The sequence below is a fragment of the Paracoccus niistensis genome (genome assembly GCF_042432925.1).
Taxonomy (GTDB): Bacteria; Pseudomonadota; Alphaproteobacteria; order Rhodobacterales; family Rhodobacteraceae; genus Paracoccus; species Paracoccus niistensis.
This window is the reverse complement of the sequence record NZ_JBHLWE010000008.1, coordinates 17,856-36,879: the sequence shown is the minus strand read 5'-3', so window position 1 is coordinate 36,879 and position 19,024 is coordinate 17,856. Positions and strand designations below refer to the sequence as shown.

Annotated in this window: 18 protein-coding genes; 15 read left to right on the top strand and 3 right to left on the bottom strand. The window is 69.7% G+C overall.

All coding sequences use genetic code 11. From position 1 onward, the window contains the following. Positions 1-38 precede the first annotated feature (38 nt). The 15 genes from ACFFII_RS02370 to ACFFII_RS02300 all read left to right on the top strand — a co-directional run bounded on the left by ACFFII_RS02370 (position 39) and on the right by ACFFII_RS02300 (position 15,318). On the top strand, positions 39-869 hold the full coding sequence (locus tag ACFFII_RS02370) for a sulfite exporter TauE/SafE family protein (protein ID WP_377697333.1): 831 nt from the start codon (positions 39-41) through the stop codon (positions 867-869). Then, positions 856-1,533, top strand: a complete 678-nt coding sequence (locus ACFFII_RS02365; RefSeq protein ID WP_377697282.1) for a FadR/GntR family transcriptional regulator — start codon at positions 856-858, stop codon at positions 1,531-1,533. The genes ACFFII_RS02370 and ACFFII_RS02365 overlap by 14 nt, the downstream gene beginning before the upstream one ends. A gap of 274 nt (positions 1,534-1,807) precedes the next feature. Continuing rightward, the gene (locus ACFFII_RS02360; RefSeq protein WP_377697281.1) at positions 1,808-3,703 is read left to right on the top strand and encodes a PAS domain-containing HWE histidine kinase family protein; all 1,896 of its coding nucleotides are present in this window, start codon (positions 1,808-1,810) and stop codon (positions 3,701-3,703) included. Between the two features lie 121 nt (positions 3,704-3,824). Beyond that, a complete protein-coding gene (locus ACFFII_RS02355; protein WP_090756781.1) occupies positions 3,825-4,115 on the top strand; it encodes a ribbon-helix-helix domain-containing protein in 291 nt (96 codons plus the stop codon). A gap of 89 nt (positions 4,116-4,204) precedes the next feature. Beyond that, entirely contained in the window at positions 4,205-4,600 is a 396-nt protein-coding gene (locus ACFFII_RS02350; protein WP_090756782.1) for a VOC family protein, read from the top strand. Positions 4,601-4,644: 44 nt separating this feature from the next. After that, the gene (locus ACFFII_RS02345) at positions 4,645-5,166 is read left to right on the top strand and encodes a Twin-arginine translocation pathway signal (protein WP_377697280.1); all 522 of its coding nucleotides are present in this window, start codon (positions 4,645-4,647) and stop codon (positions 5,164-5,166) included. Between the two features lie 15 nt (positions 5,167-5,181). Next, positions 5,182-6,753: a GMC family oxidoreductase gene (locus tag ACFFII_RS02340; RefSeq protein WP_377697279.1), complete on the top strand. Its 1,572-nt coding sequence runs from the start codon at positions 5,182-5,184 to the stop codon at positions 6,751-6,753. Positions 6,754-6,810: 57 nt separating this feature from the next. Next, entirely contained in the window at positions 6,811-7,284 is a 474-nt protein-coding gene (locus tag ACFFII_RS02335) for an HdeA/HdeB family chaperone (RefSeq protein ID WP_377697278.1), read from the top strand. Between the two features lie 157 nt (positions 7,285-7,441). Then, entirely contained in the window at positions 7,442-8,026 is a 585-nt protein-coding gene (locus ACFFII_RS02330; protein WP_377697277.1) for a hypothetical protein, read from the top strand. A gap of 343 nt (positions 8,027-8,369) precedes the next feature. Then, positions 8,370-10,385, top strand: a complete 2,016-nt coding sequence (locus ACFFII_RS02325; protein WP_377697276.1) for a BCCT family transporter — start codon at positions 8,370-8,372, stop codon at positions 10,383-10,385. Between the two features lie 64 nt (positions 10,386-10,449). Next, on the top strand, positions 10,450-11,571 hold the full coding sequence (locus tag ACFFII_RS02320; protein WP_377697275.1) for a S1C family serine protease: 1,122 nt from the start codon (positions 10,450-10,452) through the stop codon (positions 11,569-11,571). Between the two features lie 641 nt (positions 11,572-12,212). Continuing rightward, positions 12,213-12,578 (top strand): H-NS histone family protein, encoded by a 366-nt coding sequence (locus ACFFII_RS02315; protein ID WP_377697274.1) that lies wholly within the window; start codon positions 12,213-12,215, stop codon positions 12,576-12,578. A gap of 185 nt (positions 12,579-12,763) precedes the next feature. Next, entirely contained in the window at positions 12,764-13,663 is a 900-nt protein-coding gene (locus tag ACFFII_RS02310; RefSeq protein ID WP_377697273.1) for a LysR family transcriptional regulator, read from the top strand. Between the two features lie 114 nt (positions 13,664-13,777). After that, complete coding sequence (locus tag ACFFII_RS02305; RefSeq protein ID WP_377697272.1) at positions 13,778-14,707, top strand: VOC family protein; 930 nt, start codon at positions 13,778-13,780, stop codon at positions 14,705-14,707. Positions 14,708-14,712: 5 nt separating this feature from the next. Then, positions 14,713-15,318, top strand: a complete 606-nt coding sequence (locus tag ACFFII_RS02300) for an alpha/beta hydrolase (RefSeq protein WP_377697270.1) — start codon at positions 14,713-14,715, stop codon at positions 15,316-15,318. Positions 15,319-15,324: 6 nt separating this feature from the next. Here ACFFII_RS02300 and ACFFII_RS02295 read toward each other — a convergent pair whose 3' ends face one another. The 3 genes from ACFFII_RS02295 to ACFFII_RS02285 are packed head-to-tail and all read right to left on the bottom strand — an operon-like array spanning position 15,325 to position 19,018. Then, the gene (locus ACFFII_RS02295) at positions 15,325-17,544 is read right to left on the bottom strand and encodes a xanthine dehydrogenase family protein molybdopterin-binding subunit (protein WP_377697269.1); all 2,220 of its coding nucleotides are present in this window, start codon (positions 17,542-17,544) and stop codon (positions 15,325-15,327) included. After that, positions 17,544-18,512: an FAD binding domain-containing protein gene (locus ACFFII_RS02290; RefSeq protein ID WP_377697268.1), complete on the bottom strand. Its 969-nt coding sequence runs from the start codon at positions 18,510-18,512 to the stop codon at positions 17,544-17,546. Before ACFFII_RS02290 ends, ACFFII_RS02295 begins: the two co-directional genes overlap by 1 nt. After that, the gene (locus tag ACFFII_RS02285; RefSeq protein WP_377697267.1) at positions 18,509-19,018 is read right to left on the bottom strand and encodes a 2Fe-2S iron-sulfur cluster-binding protein; all 510 of its coding nucleotides are present in this window, start codon (positions 19,016-19,018) and stop codon (positions 18,509-18,511) included. The genes ACFFII_RS02290 and ACFFII_RS02285 overlap by 4 nt, the downstream gene beginning before the upstream one ends. Positions 19,019-19,024: the final 6 nt, after the last annotated feature.

The window sequence follows — 19,024 nt, the reverse complement described above, 5'->3', positions numbered from 1 at the left end:
GCGCGGAACTCTGACAGGACGGGCGGGGCTGCGGCATGATGGGCGGCATGGAAACGCAGGCGCTGATCGAACTGACGCTGATCGCGCTGGCGGCGGGGGCCTTTGGCGGCGTGATCGCCGGGCTTCTGGGCGTGGGCGGCGGGATCGTGATCGTCCCGGCGCTGTATTTCGCGCTGTCGCTGACGGGGATGGACCCGGCGCTGACGATGCAGGTGGCGGTGGGGACGTCGCTGTCCACCATTGTCTTCACCTCGCTGTCCTCGGGGATCGGGCATCACCGCCGGGGGGCCATCGACACGGCCCTGCTGCGGCGCTGGGTGCCCTGGATCATCGTCGGCGTGATCCTGGGCTCGCTGGTGGGCGGCTATGTCTCGGGCTGGGTGCTGGTCGCGGTCTTCGCCACCATTGCGCTGTTCGTGGCGCTGGACATGATCCTGCGGAAACCCTCGGGCAATGTCGAGCCGCGCAGCTTCCCCGCCGCCGCCTGGGCCGGCTTCGGCGTCTTCGCGGGCGCGGTCTCGGCCATGATGGGGATCGGGGGCGGCACCGTCTGCGTGCCGCTGCTGAACTTCCTAGGCTACGACATCCGCCGCGCGGTGGGCACCTCGGCCGCCATCGGCTTTGTCATCGGCCTGCCGGGCGCGGTGATCTATGCCATGACGGGCCTGGGGCAGGAGGGGCTGCCGCCGTTGTCGCTGGGTTACGTCAACCTGTATCTGGCCGCCGTCATCATCCCGCTGTCCACCTGGCTTGCGGGCTATGGCGTCAGGCTTGCGCACAGCATCGACCGGCGTAAGCTGCGGATGGCCTTCGGGATCTTCCTGCTGCTGACCTCGATCAGGATGTGGATCGACCTTGCCGGCGCCTGACACGGATACCGCTACCCCGCTTGAGGCGATGCTGCGGGCCGAACTGCCCCGCATCGCCGACGAGGAAGGCCGCATCCCGCCCGAGCGCGACCTGGCCGCGCGCTTCGGCGTGGGCCGCACGCGGCTGCGCCGGGCGCTGGCGGTGCTGGAAGGCGACGGGCTTCTGTTCCGCCGCCACGGCCTGGGCACCTTCACGGTGCCGCCGCCGGTGCCGGGGACGGGGCTGAAAAGCCTCGCCCGCAGCGTCACCCCCGGCGACGTGATGGAGGTGCGGATGGAGGTCGAGCCGGCGCTGGCGGCGCTTGCCGCCGAACGCGCCACGGCCGAGGACGCCCGCGCCCTGCGCGACCTCATGGCCAACACCCTGACCGCCCGCAGCCCCGAGGGCTACGAGATCGCCGACGCGATCTTCCATTTCCGCATCGCCGAACTGGCGCGCAACCCCCTGTTCCTGCGCGTCTACGACCAGATCCGGTCCATCCGCGAACAATCCGACTGGGCCGCCTGGCGGGGCGACCGGCTGGACGCCGAGCGCATCCGGGAACTGGGCCGGCAGCACCAGGCGCTCGTGGACCGCATCTCGGCCCATGACAGCGCCGGCGCCGCCCGCGCAATGGAAGGCCACCTGCTGAGCATCGCCCACCGGATGCGCCGCCGCCGCTGAGCCGCTTCGGGCGGCCTTCCGCCTTTCTTTCTGCCGGATAACATTTGATCGGTTCCGCTTTTGCCGGATTCTGGTTACGGCTGCGGCGCGGCATAGTCGCCGGAAAGCAGGGCGGTTTTCCGGCGCGGGCTTCCGCAGACAGTTGCGATTGGATCGGAGCTCATTTCATTGCCGGGGTTCTTCATTTTCGATCCGGGGAAAAGCGCGAACGGTCCCGGATATCGACAAGATCCCCTCGCCCGCGTATCGCCCGGTCTCGGGCAGGGGGAACCCCATGATGGCGGACTGGATGAAACGAGATAACGACGTCCGGTCCCCGGGCTTCCTTCCGGGCGGCGGCGAACTTGGCGGGCGCATCCGGTCCCGCGACTGGTCCGGCACGCCCCTTGGCCCGATCGACGCATGGCCGCAGGTGCTGCGGCTGGCGCTGTCGATCTGCCTGGATTCCAGTTTTCCGACCGCGATCTACTGGGGCCGCGACCTTCGCCTGCTTTACAACGACGCCTGGTCGCCGATCCCGGGCGAGCGCCACCCGGCCTGTCTCGGCCAGCCGGCGGCCGAGGTCTGGTCCGACATCTGGGACGTCGTGGGACCGCAGCTCGCGCGGGTGATGGAAACCGGCGAGGGCTTTTCCGCCTTCGACCAGATGCTGCCGATCATGCGCGGCGGCGTGCAGCAGGAAACCTACTGGAACTACAGCTTCACGCCCATCCGCGACGAGGACGGAACCGTTGTCGGCGTCTTCAACCAGGGCCACGAGACGACCGAGGGGATCGTCGCCCGCCGCAAGGCCGAGGCCGAGATCGAGCGGCTGGGGCGGCTTTTCGCCCAGGCCCCCAGCGTGAACGCCATCCTGCGCGGCCCGTCGCATGTCTTCGAGGTCGTCAACGCCCCCTTCGAGCGGCTGGTGGGCAAGACGAACCTCGAAGGGAAGCGGGTCGCCGATGCCTTGCCCGAGCTTGTCCCGCAGGGCTTCCTGGACCTGCTCGACCGCGTCTATGCCACGGGCGTGCCTTATGTCGGCCGCGCGATCCCCGTGATCTTCCAGGGCCTCGGGGGCGAGGCGCCGCAGGAACGCATCGTGGACTTCGTCTACCAGCCGCTGGCGGACCCCGGCGACCTGGGGCAGGGGATCTTCGTCCAGGCGACGGACGTGACCGACGTCCTGCGCGCCGAGGCCGCCCTGCGCGAAAGCGAGGCGAAATACGAGGCGATTGTGAACTCGATCGACCAGATGATCTGGTCGGCCCTGCCCAACGGCGACCACGACTATTTCAACGACCGCTGGTATGACTTCACGGGCGCGGCGCCGGGCTCGACCGATGGCAGCGGCTGGAAGGACGTGTTCCACCCCGACGACCAGGAACGCGCCCGCGCGGCCTGGATGCACAGCGTCGCGACGGGCGAGCCGTATCACATCGAATACCGGCTGCGGCACCGTTCGGGGCGCTACCGCTGGGTCGTCGGGCGGGCGCATTGCGTGCGCGGCGAGGACGAGGCGATCACGCGCTGGTTCGGCACCTGCACCGACATCCACGACCTGAAGGAAGCGGAAGGAAAGCGCCAGCTTCTGCTGCGCGAGATGGACCACCGGGTGAAGAACCTGTTCTCGATCGCGCTGGGGATGATTTCCATGACGGCGCGCAGCGCGCCCTCGGTCCCGGCGATGGCCGAGGCGCTGCGGGGCCGGCTGACGGCGCTGGCGCGGGCGCATGACCTCATCCGCTCGGCCCTGGGCGGCCAGGTCGGGCAGGGGCAGAGCACGTCCCTGCGCGCGCTGATCGAGAAGATCGTGCAGCCGCATCTCGGCGCGCCCGGCGACCCGCGGATGTCCTTCGAGGGCCCCGACATCACGCTGGGGGAAAGCGCCTCGGTGGGCCTTGCGCTGATCTTCCACGAGCTTGCGACCAACGCCGCCAAGTATGGCGCGCTGTCCACCCCCGAGGGCCGCATTGCCGTCACCTGGACGGTGTCGGAGGGCAAGCTGTCGCTGGACTGGGCCGAGGAGGTCGGCGGCCCCGGGATCACCCCGCCGAGCAGCCGGGGCTTCGGCAGCGAGCTTGCCCATGCGACCGCCTCGGACCAGCTTGGGGGCGGGATCGGGTTCGACTGGCAGCCGGGCGGGCTGATCGTCCACCTGACGGCCGGGATGGACCAGCTGGCGCAGTGACGGCCCCGGGCGGCGCCCCCCGTGCCGTCGGGCTTGCTCCACCGGGAAAGCCGCGCCAAGTTCAGGCTCAGGCCCCGGCGCAAGGGAATCGGACCCGGGCGTCACAACAAGGGGGGACCCCATGTGTCAGGTCTACGCAGGCCAGTGTCCCGAAAGCTATGAACCCGTCACCCGGCGACTGAGGCTCAGCGGCCATTCCACCAGCATCCGGCTGGAACGCAGCTTCTGGCGCATCCTCGACAGCATGGCCGCGCGCGAGGGCATGACGACGCCCGCCTTCATCTCGCGCCTGCATGACGAGGTGCAGGACATCCAGGGGGAAACGCGCAACTTCGCCTCGCTTCTGCGCTGCGCCTGCCTGATCGAGACGCAGCAGGCGCGGAACACCCCGTTCGCCACCGCGGCCGAATAGGCCGAAACGTGAACCTGTAGTAACCTGCTACTGCCCGCCCCGCCGGGCAGGCTGTAGTCTTGGGGAAACGGAAGAAGGAAAAGGGCACGATGGCCAAGGCGATCCATTCGATGATCCGGGTGCTGGACGAGGCGCGCTCGGTCGAGTTCTACGACCGGGCCTTCGGGCTGAAGGTCGAGACGCGGCTGGATTTCCCGGCTTTCACGCTGGTCTACCTGCGCAACCCGGAAGCCGATTTCGAGCTTGAGCTGACGATCAACAAGGACCGGACCGAGCCCTATGACCTGGGCGACGGCTACGGGCACCTGGCCTTCGTGGTGGACGAGCTGGAACCGGAACACGCGCGGCTGACGGAACTGGGCTATGCCCCGCGCAAGCTGGTGGACTTCGCCCCCGCGGGCGAGGTGATCGCCCGCTTCTTCTTCATCGCCGACCCGGACGGCTATCAGATCGAGGTGCTGCAGCGGCAAGGCCGCTATCGCTGAAGGCAAGGCCGCAGGGAGGCGGCCGGACCCAAGGGAGGAACAACATGAACAGGATCAACCGCGCCGGGATGACCCGGCGCGAGCTTCTGGCGCGCAGCGTCGCGGCAGGGGGCAGCCTTCTTGTCGGCGCAAGCTGGGTCACGGAACGCGGGGCCGCCTGGGCGCTGGAAGTGACGGCGCTGAAGCCCGAAACCATGGCGACGCTGGTGCAGATGGCGCGCGACATCTATCCCCACGACCGCATCCCCGACGACCGCTATGCCGTCGCCGTCAAGGGCTATGACACCGCCGAAAAGGCCCCCATGGTCGAGGCGGGCATCGCCGCGCTGGACGCCGCCGCGCAGGGACAGGGCCATCCGGGCTACCTCGGCGCCCTGTGGGAGGCCGAGCGCGTGGCCGTCCTGCGCAGCATCGAGAAGGGCGAGTTCTTCCGCACGATCCGCGCGGGCCTGGTCACCGACCTTTATAACCAGAAGGAAATCTGGCCCCTTTTCGGCTATGAAGGGGAAAGCTTCAGCCACGGCGGCTATATCGACCGCGGCTTCAACGACATCGCCTGGCTGTAAGGGAGGGACCGGACCATGGCTGCTCCGTTCAGCAACACCGACGACAGCGTGGTCGTCATCATCGGCACCGGCGCGGGCGGCGGGACGCTCGCCAACGAGCTTGCGCAGAAGGGCATTTCCGTCGTGGCGCTGGAAGCGGGCGGCCGCTACCTGCCCGAGGATTACGTCAACGACGAATGGGCCAGCTTCGCGCAACTGGCCTGGCTGGACACCCGGCGGTCGGACGGCAGCTTCCGGCTGTCGCGGGACTTCGCGGGGCTGCCGTCCTGGATCGTCAAGGCGGTGGGCGGCACCACGACCCACTGGGCGGGCGCCTCGCTGCGCTTCCAGGACCATGAATGGAAGGCGCTGACGACCTATGGCCGGGTGGACGGCGCGAGCCTTCTCGACTGGCCCATCGACGCCGCCGAGATGGACCCCTGGTACACCCTGGCCGAGGCCAAGATGGGCGTGACGCGCACCAACGGCCTGCCGGGCCTGCCGGGCAACAACAACTTCCTGGTGATGGAAAAGGGCGCCAAGGACGTGGGCTACAGGGAAGTCCACACCGGCCGCATGGCGATCAACTCGATCGAATACGGCGGGCGACAGGCCTGCCAGCAGACGGGCTTCTGCTTCCAGGGCTGCAAGTGGGGGGCCAAGTGGTCCACCGCCTATACCGAGATCCCCCTGGGCGAGGAGACCGGCAACCTGGAAGTGCGCGAACGCTGCCACGCGGCCCGGATCGAGCATGACGACAGCGGAAAGGTCACGGGCGTCGTCTACTTCGACAAGGACGGGGTGGAACAGCGGCAGGCCGCGCGGATCGTCTGCCTGGCGGGCAACACCATCGAAAGCCCGCGGCTGCTGCTGAACTCGGCGTCCTCGATGTTCCCCGACGGGTTGGCCAATTCCTCGGGGCAGGTCGGGCGCAACTACATGCGCCATGTCACCGGCTCGGTTTACAGCATCTTCGAGCATCCCGTGCGGATGTGGCGCGGCACCACCATGGCCGGGATCGTGCAGGACGAGGCCCGCCACGACCCCTCGCGCGGTTTCGTCGCGGGGTATGAACTGGAAACGCTGGCGCTGGGGCTGCCCTTCATGGCGGCCTTCCTCGACCCCGGCGCCTGGGGGCGCGAGTTCACCAGCGCGCTGGACGGCTACGAGAACATGGCCGGCATGTGGATCGTGGGCGAGGACATGCCGCAGGAAACCAACCGGGTGACGGTGGATCCGGCGGTCGTGGACCAGTTCGGGCTGCCGACCCCGGTGGTCCATTACGACGACCACCCCAACGACGTGGCCATGCGCGACCACGCCTATGCCCGCGGCATCGCGATCCACAAGGCGGCGGGGGCCGTGCGGTCGCTGCCGACGCCGCCCTATCCGTCCACCCACAACATCGGCACGAACCGGATGTCGGACAACCCGCGCGACGGGGTGGTGAACCGCTGGGGGCAGACCCACGACATCCCCAACCTGTTCGTGTCGGACGGCTCGCAGTTCACGACCGGAGCGGCCGAGAACCCGACCCTGACCATCGTGGCGCTGGCCATCCGCCAAGCCGACCACATCGCCCGCGAAATGGGCGCGGGCAACCTGTGACGCAGCGGGGGGCCTGTTCCCCCCGTCCTTTCCACCACCCTCAGAAGGGGTTTCAGGATGAGGTTTCTGTTCCCGGTCGTCGCGGCGGCCAGCATCGCGGCCCCGGCCCTTGCGCAGGAGGCCACGCCCGATGCCGCGGCCCGGCTCGAGGCCATGACCTGCCGCGAGTTCCTGGCCCTTGACGCGGGCGGCCAGGTGGCGGTCAAGGCGGCGATGCTGGCCCATGCCTCGGGCGAGCCCCTGCCGGACACGCCCCTGCCCGCGCCGGGCGCCGGGCGCCGGGTCGTCGCGGAACGGGCCGGAGTGTCCGAAACCGCGGCGCCCGAAGCCGGGACCGAAGGTGGCACCGGCGCCCCCGAGGTCGTCGCGGGCGAGAACGAAAGCGGCAAGGTCACCCCCGAGGGGACCGAGGTCTCCGTCAGTGACGAGGGCGGCGACCGCCGGCTGGTCGCCATGCGGACCTCCTGCGAGGGCGGCCCGGATGCCGTGGCGCTGAACGCGCTGCGGGCGGCCTTCGGGAACAGCCTGTGACAGCCGCCCATCCCGGTGCGCGCCCGGACGGTGCGGGTTCCGGGATCAGGGTCGCGGGCGGGGACACCCTCGCGCCGCCGCCGTCCACGGGCAGGGGCCGTCCCGTCGCGCCCCTGTCCGCAGTCTCGCGCAGATCCATCCGGGAGGAGTTCCAGCCATGTCACATCGCCTGACCGTCGCCGCCTGTCTTGCCCTGCCGCTGCTGGCCGGAGCCGCCTTGGCGCAGGGTGCGCCCCGGACCGTCGGGATCGGGGTCGAGGGCACCGTGGTCGAGGTGCCCGTCGATCTGGCCGCCCGCGCCTGCGGCGTCAGCGCCGAGACACTGCTTCAGCAATGGGAGGAGCTCGACACGCAGATGGCGACCATGGCGGCGACCTCGGTCGCGGCGGATGCCACCGACCTTGCCCCCGTGGCCTCGCCCGAGGACACGCAGCGCGCCTCGGGCGTGGGTCCCACCGAGCAGCCGGTCCCGAGCGCGGACCCCTCGGGAACGCAGGCGCTGGCCGAAACGCAGGCCGCGTCCTCGGCGGGCGACCAGACCGGCGCGGCGGTGGCGGGCGCCAGCGGCGACCTGTCCCCGGTGGTCGAGGCCGCCGCGCCCGACGCCAGCGCCGCCGAGAACCCGCAGAAGGCGCTGGACGGGGACGCCGCCCCCGCCGAGGGCACGACCTTGTCCAAGGCCGCCGTCTGCCGGATCGACGCCGCCAAGGCGGCCGAACTGGGGATCGAGACGCCCCGCTGACCCCGGCCCGGCGGCGCGGTCCGCAAGAACTGCCGCTGCCGGGGCTGCCGCGGATGTCGCCTTCCTGAACGGCGGCACGCCGGGGCGTGGCGGGATAAAGGGTGGCCCTCGCCATGCCCGGTCAGGGCTTCCGCGCGTCCGCGCCCATCGTCTCGAAGGCTCCCGCTCCGGAGGACGTGCCTGCCGGAGAGGGCCGCCGGCGGGTCGCACACCGCCAGCGCCCGCCCGGGCCCGGTCGCCGGGCGCCCCGCGGGCACCGGCCATGCCGCGGAAGCATGAACCATATCCTCTCCCTGCCGTTGTAACGGGCAAGACAGACCTGCCAGGGAAGGCCCAAGGACTCTTGCAACGCTTCATCATCAACCCGCCCGTCTTCATCGGCGCCGTGGCGCTCACGGGGCTGTTTGTGGCGGTCGGCGCCTTCCTGCCGGGGCAGGCCGAGGTCATCTTCGCCGCCGTGCAGGGCTGGACGCTGGCCTCCTTCGGCTGGCTCTACCTGCTGGCCGTGGCGGTCTTCCTGGGGGCGGTCGTCTTCTTCGCGGCCAGCCGGTACGGCAACATCAAGCTGGGGCCGGACGAATCCACGCCGGATTTCCCCTATCTGTCCTGGTGCGCGATGCTGTTTGCCGCCGGCATGGGCATCGGGCTGATGTATTTCGGCGTGGGCGAGCCGATGACCCATTACGCGGCCCCGCCCGATGCCGAGCCCATGACCGTCGCCGCGCAGAGGCAGGCGATGACCGTGACCTTCTTCCACTACGGGCTGCACGCCTGGGCGATCTATGCCGTGGTCGGGCTGTCGCTGGCCTATTTCGGCCACCGCTACAACCTGCCGCTGACGATCCGGTCCGGCCTTTATCCGCTGCTGAAGGAACGCATCAACGGCCCCATCGGCCATGCCGTGGACATCTTCGCCATCTGCGGGACGCTGTTCGGGGTCGCGACCTCGATGGGCTTCGGCGTGCTGCAGATCAACGCGGGGCTCGAGCATCTTTTCGGCATCCCCAACAACGTCCTGGTGCAGCTGACCCTGATCGCGATCGTCACCGCGGCGGCCACGGTCTCGGTCGTGACGGGGGTGGACAAGGGCGTCCGCATCCTCAGCGAGCTGAACCTCGTCATGGCGGTCCTGCTGATGCTCTTCGTGCTGGCGGTAGGGCCGACGGGGCTGCTGATGCGCGACTTCGTGCAGAACATCGGCTTCTACCTCGACAGCTTCCTGCTGCGGACCTTCAACATCTATGCCTATGAGCCCAAGCCCTGGATCGACGCCTGGACGCTGTTCTACTGGTCCTGGTGGATTTCCTGGTCGCCCTTCGTGGGGATGTTCATCGCCCGCATCTCGCGCGGGCGGACGGTGCGGGAATTCGTGGTGGCGGTGCTCTGCGTGCCGGTGGGCTTCACCTTCATCTGGATGACGGTCTTCGGGAACACGGCACTGTTTCTGGACACGACCGTTGCCGATGGGGCGCTGTCCGCCGCGGTCGCCGCCGACATGTCGGTCGCGCTGTTCCAGTTCTTCGAATACCTGCCGCTGCCTGCCGTCACCTCGGCCCTCGCCGTGGCGCTGATCGCGGTGTTCTTCGTGACCTCCTGCGATTCGGGCTCGCTGGTGGTGGACACCATCGCGGCGGGCGGGCGCACCGACACCTCGGCCCTGCAGAGGGTCTTCTGGTGCGCGCTGGAGGCCGTGGTCGCCGGCGTCCTGCTGGTGGCGGGGGGTCTTGGCGCGCTGCAATCGGCGACCATCGCCTCGGCCCTGCCCTTCACGCTGATCATGCTGGTGCTGATCTGGGGGCTGGCCAAGGGGATGCGGGCGGACGTGGCGCAGTACCAGATGGGCCGCAGCCTCGCCGCCCGGCGGGCCGAGCCTGCCGCCGGGCCGTCCTGGGAACGGCGGCTTGCCATGATGCTGGACGCCCCGACCCGTGCCGAGGCCGAGGCGCATATCGCCCGCACCGTCCTGCCGGCCCTGCGCGCCGTCGCGGCCGAGCTGAAGCGGCGGGGCCTGAACGCCGCCGTCACCTTCGGGGATGACGAGGAGGCGGCGGTGCTGAAGGTGCCCTCGCCCAACAGCCGCGACTTCGTCTATGGCGTGCAGCCGGCCAGCCGCGCGGTCGCCGCCTTCACCCTGCCCGAGGCCACCGACCCCGAGCTGCGCTTCGAGGCGCGCACCTTCTTCAGCGACGGCAGCCAGGGCTATGACCTGATGGGCATGACCCGCGACCAGATCATCTCGGACGTGCTGGTGCAGTTCGAGCGCTATCTGCAGCTTGTCCGCCTGCCCGAGACCGCCCTGCTGGTCGGCGCGCCCGAGCACGCGCCCGAGGCCCCGCCCAGGGACCCCGGTCCCCGTTGATCCCGGCCGCGCTTCGGGGTCTGATCCGCGTGGCGGCCCCGGACCCCGGCGAAGGATGCGATGCATGACCAAGGACGGCTTTCTGCCGAAACTCGCGCTGGTGACGCTTGCGGCGATCCTGGTGATCCTGGTCTGGCGCGGGTTTCCCCTGCTGGAGCAGGCCCTTCGAGGCCCTGTGGACGAACCCCGCGCCGTCGCGCCCCGCGAGGATCTGACGGGGGCCGAGCAGACCACCATCGCCATCTTCGAGAATGCCCGCGACAGCGTCGTCTCGATCACCACCGAAAGCCGCGTCGTCGATTTCTGGACGCGGAATGCTTATGACGTCCCGCGCGGCAGCGGCTCGGGCTTCATCTGGGACGCGCAGGGTCACGTGGTGACGAACAACCACGTCATCGAGGGCGCCACCGGCGCGCTGGTGCGGCTGGCCGACGGCCGCGCCTATCCCGCCCGGCTGGTGGGCGCCGCGCCGGAACACGACCTGGCCGTCCTGCGCATCGACGCGGGCGCCGAAACGCCGCTGCCCTTGGCCGTGGGCGTCAGCGAGGACCTGCGCGTGGGCCAGAGCGTCCTTGCCATCGGCAACCCCTTCGGGCTGGACTGGACGCTGACCACCGGCATCGTCTCGGCCCTGGACCGGGAACTTCCGGGCGCGCGGGGCCGGGCGATCCGGGGGCTGGTCCAGACGGATGCGGCGATCAACCCCGGCAACTCGGGCGGGCCGCTGCTGGACAGCGCGGGGCGGCTGATCGGGGTCAACACGGCGATCTACAGCCCCTCGGGGTCAAGCGCGGGGATCGGCTTCGCGGTGCCCGTGGACACGGTGAACCGCGTGGTGCCGCAACTGATCGCGACGGGCCGCTATGCGCCGCCGACTCTGGGCGTCGCGCATGACCCGCGCGGCGACGCGCTGCTCAGGCGCGCCGGGATCGAAGGGGTGATGGTGCTGGAGGTCACGCCCGGCAGCCCCGCCGCCGCGGCCGGGCTGCGGCCCGCGCGGATCACGCCCGACGGGCGGCTGGCGCTGGGGGACGTGATCCGGTCCCTTGACGGCGCGGCGATCGAGGATTCCGAGGACCTGCGCTCGGCCCTCGACCAGCGGCGGGCGGGCGAGACGGTCGCGCTCGGCCTTCTGCGCGAGGGTCGCGAGGCCGAGGTCACGGTGACGCTGGCCGCCGGGCAGTGACGGCGGGCCATATTGCCGCTGCAGCCTCCCTTTGCTGACGCCGGACGGGAAGGCTGCCCGTGAAATCCGGCGCAATTCGGGGGAGCACCCGGATGCGCCGCCGGTTTTCCGGACTTTTCAGGGACATCGGCGGAATCGACCACCCGACATTCCCTCGTGAAATCGAATTTCACGACTGTTCGTTTCCTTGGGCATGATTAACGCGGCCCGCCGGGGCCTCCTTAATAGAAGCGCCAGAGCAACAATTGCGCTGAAATCTGCCGAGCGAAGCTTCAGGTCACATTCCGGCTACCCCAAGCCTGCCCGAGTCATGCTAAGCAGCGATCATGAGCGGTCGGCAATCACGCCTGTATCCGCAAGAGGATGAACAGTCTTTCGGAGAGGAAGGAAGGCGGTAACGCGGAGGAGATCGCGCTGCAGGACCTTTTCCCCGGGCCCGGATCGGCCACTGGGAAAGCCCGCGCGCGGCGACAAGGGCAGGCGGTGAGCCAGCGGCCTGGAGCGAAAGAATCACGTTAATTTTTATCAAGTACTGCATGGTCATTCATATTGAATTTGCACAAACCCGGCAAATATAGAGGCCACGACACGGAATTATCCTCCCGTAAAGGAGACGGGAGAAACTTGGGGAGACTGACCTGATGAATGGGAAGGAAGATAAGACTGATTCGTCTGAAGTTCTGGAAAGAATGAACCTCGGCGAGCTGAAGGAACTGCGAAAGAAGCTGGATCGTGCCATCTCGAATTACGAGACGCGGAAGCGGCAGCAGGCGCTGTCGGCGCTGGAGCAGGCGGCCCGCGATCACGGGTTCAAGCTGTCGGAACTGATCTCCGATCGCCAGACCGGCAGATCGAAGAGCAAGGCGGGCGAGGCCGAATCAAGCGGGCCGCCGGCCTATGTGAATCCCGACAATCCCGAACAGACCTGGAGCGGCCGGGGACGCCGGCCCCGTTGGGTCCATGACGCCCTGGAGGCCGGCCGGACGCTGGAGGAGATGGCCGCCTGAAAGACGGCGCGCCTTTCCTGCAAGGCGGCTGCCATGCAGGCGCCGTTGTCCCGGCCGGAACGGACGGGCCTGCATGAAAGGCCTTCCCCGTTCGGCGCCCCGGTGTCGGGCGAGGCAGGGGCCGGAGCCTTCCGCCGGAAGGGGGCGACGTTGCCCATTGTTCCGGCTGATGCAACGATGCCCGCATGGGCGAGCTTGAATCCATCCGCGTCTTCCTGGCCGTTGTCGAGCAGCAGAGCTTCGCGGGCGCCGCCCGGCAGCTTGGCCTGACGCCGGCGTCGGTCACCCGGACTATCGCCGCGCTGGAGGACCGGCTCGGCGTGCAGCTTCTGGTGCGGACCACGCGGCAGGTCTCGCTGACCTCGGCGGGGGCGGTCTATGCCGCCCGCGTGGCGCCCTTGGCCGAGGGGCTCGCCCAGGCCGCGCAGGAGACGCGCGAGGCGCAGGGCATCGCCTCGGGGCTGATCCGCGTCAGCGCGCCGATGTCCCTGGGAATGCGGGTGCTGCCCGACGTGCTGTCGCAGTTCGCCACGCTCTACCCGCAGACGCATGTGGCGCTGCACCTGTCGGACAGCTTCGTGGACATCGTCGAGGAGGATTACGACCTCGCCATCCGCATCTCGGGTCCGCCGGACGACAAGTCGACCATCTGGCGCAAGATCAGCCCGGTGCCCCGCGTGCTGGTCGCCGCGCCCGGCTACCTGACGGCCAACGGCACACCCCAGGACCCGGCCGATCTGGCGGGCCACACCTGCCTCGGCTACCGCGCCGACGCCCGCGACGAGGTGTGGGACCTGTCCCGCGGACCCTCGCGCCGCAGCCACCGGGCGACGGGGCGGTTCAGCGCCAACAATGGCGATGTGCTGGCGCGGCTTGTGCTGAATGGGGAAGGCATCGCCCTGCTGCCCCGCTTCATCGTCGAAGAGGATCTGATCGCCGGGCGTCTGGCCGAGATCCTGCCCGGCTGGTCCGCGCCCGGGATCTGGCTCACGCTCTATTATCCGCCCTACGAGCGGCTGCCGCTGAAGGTTGCCACCTTCTCGGACTTCTTCGAGGCACATATCCGCGAGGCCCGTCCCCTCTGAGCGCTGGATCATTGCGGAAAACGCAATGATCAATGCCGGCTGTCTGCCGTTCTGCCCGTCCCGCCGCGCCCTTATCTTGGGGCCAAGGGAAACGATGCACTTGCGGAGGCAGCCATGCTGAACGACATCAAGGGCCTGCACCACGTCACCTCGATGGCGGCGGATGCGCAGCAGAACAACGACTTCTTCACGAAGACGCTCGGCCTGCGCCGGGTCAAGAAGACCGTGAACTTCGACGCGCCGGACGTTTATCACCTGTATTACGGGGATGAGACGGGCTCGGCCGGCACGGTGATGACCTACTTCCCGTTCCCGCATATCCGCCGTGGCCGCCCCGGCACGGGCGAGGTGTCGGAAACCCTGTTCTCGGTCCCGCAAGGGTCGCTTGACTACTGGAAGGACCGCTTCGCGGCGCAGGGCGCGGGTGTCCTCGGGCAAGAGGAGCGCTTCGGCGAAAGGCGCCTGCGCTTCCAGGGGCCCGACGGCGACGGCTTCGCGCTGGTCGAGGTCGCGGACGACCCCCGCGCTCCCTGGACGGGCGGCCCGGTTCCTGCAGATCAGGGCGTGCATGGCTTCCGCGGCGTCAGCCTGCGGCTGCGCGACGCCGGCGCCACGGCCGAGCTGCTGCGCTTCATGGGCTATCAGGAGGTGGAGCGGCAGGGCGGGATCACCCGCTTCGCCATCGACGGCAACGGCGCCGATGTCATCGACGTGGAAACCCTGGCCGTGGCCGGACCTGCCGCCCAGGGCGCGGGATCGGTCCACCATGTCGCCTTCGCCGTCGAGAACCGCGAAGCGCAGCTGCGCGTCCGCCGCGCCCTGATGGACACGGGCTACAACGTGACCCCGGTGATCGACCGCGACTACTTCTGGGCGATCTACTTCCGCACCCCCGGGGGCGTCCTGTTCGAGATCGCGACCAACGAGCCCGGCTTCGACCGCGACGAGGATACCGCGCATCTGGGCCAGGCGCTGAAGCTGCCGGTCCAGCACGCCCATCTGCGCCCCCGGCTGGAACAGATGCTGCCCGAGATCAGGGACTGAGCCCCATGTCGACCGACCTTTACCACCACCTTGCCCGGCCCGGGGCGGAGGGCGCGCCGCTGGTCTTCGCCTTTCACGGCACCGGCGGGGACGAACACCAGTTCACCGGCCTGATCGGGCAGATCCTGCCCGAAGCGGGGATCGTCGCCCCGCGCGGGGACGTGTCGGAACATGGCGCCAGCCGCTTCTTCCGGCGCCGGGCCGAGGGCGTCTATGACATGGAGGACCTGCGCGCCCGGACCCGGCAGATGACTGCCTTCCTGCGCGCCCATGTGCAGGCGAACCCCGGCCGTCCCGTCCATGCGATGGGCTATTCGAACGGGGCGAACATCCTGGCCGCCGTCCTGTTCGAGGCGCCCGAGCTGTTCGACCGCGTGGTGCTGATGCACCCGCTGATCCCCTGGACGCCCGCGGACCAGCCGGGGCTGGCCGGCCGGCAGGTGCTTGTGACCGCCGGCCGCCGCGACCCGATCTGCCCCCTGCCGCAGACCGAGGCGCTGGCGGGCTGGCTCAAGGCGCAGGGCGCCGCGCTTAAGCTTGCGCTGCACGACGGCGGCCACGAGATCACGGCACCCGAACTGAACGCGGTCGCAGCCTTCCTGCGCCGCTGACAGGGGTCAGCCCAGCTTTTCCAGCACCTTGTCCAGCGTGACCGGGAAGGACCGGAAGCGGTGCCCGGTCGCGTTGGCGATGGCGTTCACGATCGCGCCCGCCGTGCCGCACAGGGCAAGCTCGCCGATGCCCTTGGCCTGCATGGGATTGGCGAAGGGGTCGCGGTCGTCCATCAGCAGCTCGATGTCCATCTGCGGCACGTCGAGGTTCACGGGAATGTGGTATTCCGCCAGGTCCCGGTTCATGAAGCTGCCGTCGCGGGCGTCGTGGAAGACCTCTTCGTGCAGGGCCTGGCCGATGCCGAAGATCATGCCACCCATGCATTGCGATCGCGCGGTCTTGGCGTTCAGGATGCGCCCGGCGGCGAAGACGCCCGACAGGCGGCGGACATGGACCTCGCCCGTGATGCTGCTGACGGCGACCTCGCAGAACTCGGCCCCCCAGGAGGACTGGCGGTGCCCGTCCTCGGCCTTGCCCTTGCGGATCGTGCCGGTGCCCTGCAGGCTGTCGCCCGCCAGAACCTCGGTCAGCTCGCGCTGGCGGTTCCCGGCGATGACGGTGCCGTCCTTCAGGGTTAGCTCCTCCTCGTCGCAGCCCATCCGCTCGGCCAGCTTGCCCCGCAGCGCGCGGGCGGCCAGCATGACCGAGCTGCCCGAGGACGCCGCCCCGCGCGAGCCGCCCGACCCGATGGAGGGCGGCAGGTCGCTGTCGCCCAGCACGGTCGTCACCCGCTCGGGCGGAAGGCCCAGCATCTCGGCCGCGATCTGGGTCAGCACCGAATAGCTGCCGGTGCCGATGTCGGTCATGTCGGTTTCCACCAGCGCTGTGCCGTCGGGGCGCAGCGTCACCCGCGCGGTCGAATCGCCCAGCATGTTGACGCGGATGATCGCGCTCATCCCGAAGCCGATCAGCCATTCGCCCTCGCGGCGGCTGCCGGGCACCCTGGGCCGCTCGGACCAGCCGAAGCGTTCCGCGCCGATCCGGATGCAGTCGGCCAGCCGGTTGCTGCTGAAGGGCTTGCCCGTCGAGGGGTCCGTCTCGGGGATGTTCCTCAGCCGGAACTCGACCGGGTCGATGCCCGCGGCCTCGGCCAGCTCGTCCATGGCCGCGTCGGTGACGGGCACGCCCACGGCCTCGCCCGGCGCGCGCATGGACCCCGCGCCGGTCAGGTTCAGCCGCCCGATGTAATGGCCGATCTCGCGGTTCTCGCCCGCCCAGGTGAACGAGGTCGCCTGCGTCACCGGCTCGCTGAAGTCCTCGCCGGGCAGGTTCGACACCCAGGCCTCGTGGCCGATGCCGGTCAGATGGCCGTCCGCGTCGCAGCACAGCCGCACGCGCTGGCGCGTCTCGCTGCGGCGGTGGGTGGCCTCGAAGACCTGCCGGCGGTGCAGCGCGATGGCGACGGGACGGCCCAGCTTCTGCGCGGCGATGGCGGCGCCCACGCCCTCGTGCCCGATCCCCAGCTTGGAGCCGAAGCCCCCACCCACATAGCGCGACAGGATGCGGACCTTCCTGACGTTGACCCCCAGCGCGTCGGCCAGTTCCTGGGCGTTGCTGTTCAGCATCTGGTAGCTGCCGCGCAGGGTCAGGCGGCCGTCCTCCCACCAGGCGACGGCGGCGTGGGGCTCCATCGCGGCGTGGCTCATCGAGGGCGTGTCGTATTCCACGTCCACCGAGAAGGCGGCCTTCTTCATCGCGCGGTCCAGGTTCCCCTGCGAGAACTGCTTGGACCTGGGCTCCTCGTATTTCGCCTGCGCGGGAAGGATCACGGCCTTGTGGCTGCTGTCCTTGTAGTCGGCGCGGGCGGCCAGGCCCGCGTCGCGGGCCTGTTCAAAGGTTTCGGCCACGACCAGCGCGATGGGCTGGCCCTTGTAGAAGATCTCGGCCGGGCCCTGATGGGGCGACTTCGCGTCCCCGCCCTGGGCCGGGTTGCGGATCATGCGGTCGTCGCGGATCACGGCCAGCACGCCCGGCATGGCCTGCAGTTCCTTCGTGTTCAGCCCCGTGACCCAGCCCTTGGCGATGTTGGCGCGCACGAACCAGCCATAGGCGGTGCCGGGGGGATGGTCCTCGTCGGCATAGCTTGCGGTCCCGCTGACCTTCAGCGGCCCTTCGGGGCGGTCCATGGGCGTGCTGATGACGCCCTGCGCCATGCGGTCCAGCAGGTCCTCCTGGTCGGGAAGGTCCATCCGGTGTTCGAGCTTCAGTTCGATCGGTTCGGGCATCACTCGGTCTCCCCCACGGCCTCGGCCAGCACCGCGGCCAGCGTGCGGCGCAGCAGCGGGATCTTGAAATCGTTGTGCCCCTGGCCGCGTGCGCCTTCCAGCACGGCCTCGGCCGCGCGGGCAAACAGCTCGGGCGAGGGGGCCTGGCCCGTCAGCATCCGCTCGGCCGCGGGCGCGCGCCAGGGCTTGTGGGCGACATTGCCGAAGGCCAGCCGCACCGTGTCCATCCGGCCCGCGCGCATGGTCACGACGGCGGCGACGGACACCAGCGCGAAGGCATAGGACCGTCGGTCGCGCACCTTGCGATAGATCTGCCGCCCGCCAAGCGGCGCGGGCAGGCGCACGGACAGGATCATCTCGCCCGGTTGCAGATCCGTGTCGAGGTCGGGGCGGTCGCCCGGCAGGCGGTGGAAGTCGGTGGCCGGGATCTCGCGCCGGCCGCCGGGGCCCTCGACCTCGACCACGGCGTCCAGCGCGCTCAGCGCGACGGCCATGTCGCCGGGATAGGTGGCGATGCAATGGTCCGAGGCGCCGAGGATCGCGTGGATGCGGTTCACCCCGCCGATGGCCCCGCAGCCCGAGCCCGGCACGCGCTTGTTGCAGGGCGCGTCCACGTCATAGAAGTAATAGCAGCGCGTCCGCTGCATCAGGTTGCCGCCGGTGGTGGCGCGGTTGCGAAGCTGGGGGCTGGCGCCCGCCAGGATCGCGCGCGACAGAAGCGGCCAGTCCTGCCGCACCGCCGGGTGCGCGGCAAGGTCCGAGTTCCGCACCAGCGCGCCCACCCGCAGCCCCTCGCCGTCACGCTCGACCCCGTCCAGCCCGACGTGGTTGATGTCGATCAGCCGCGCGGGCGTCTCGATCTGCAGCTTCATCAGGTCCAGCAGGTTCGTGCCGCCCGCGATGATGCGCGCGTCGGTCCCGATCGCATCGGCGGGCGTGGCCGCGCGGGCATAGTCGAAGGCCTTCATGCCGCACCCCCCTCTGCCACCTCGCGGATCGCGTCCACGATGTTGGGATAACAGGAACAGCGGCAAAGGTTGCCCGACATGCGCTCGCGGATCTCATCGTCGGTCAGGTCGGGCTGGCCGAGGTCGCCCGTCACCTGGCTGGGCCAGCCCTGGCGCAGTTCCTCCAGCATGGCGGTGGCGGACATGATCTGGCCGGGCGTGCAATAGCCGCACTGGAAGCCGTCATGCCGGATAAAGGCCTGCTGCAGCGGCGCGAGGTCGCCGGGCGTGCCGATCCCCTCGATGGTGGTGATCTCGTCGCCCTCGTGCATGACCGCCAGCGTCAGGCAGGAATTGATGCGCCGCCCGTTCACGATCACCGTGCAGGCCCCGCATTGCCCGTGGTCGCAGCCCTTCTTGGTTCCCGTCAGGTCCAGCCGCTGCCGCAGCGCATCCAGAAGCGAGACCCTCGGGTCGTCGATTTCCAGGACATGGGGGGTCCCGTTGACGGTCAGGGTGACATCCATCCGTGG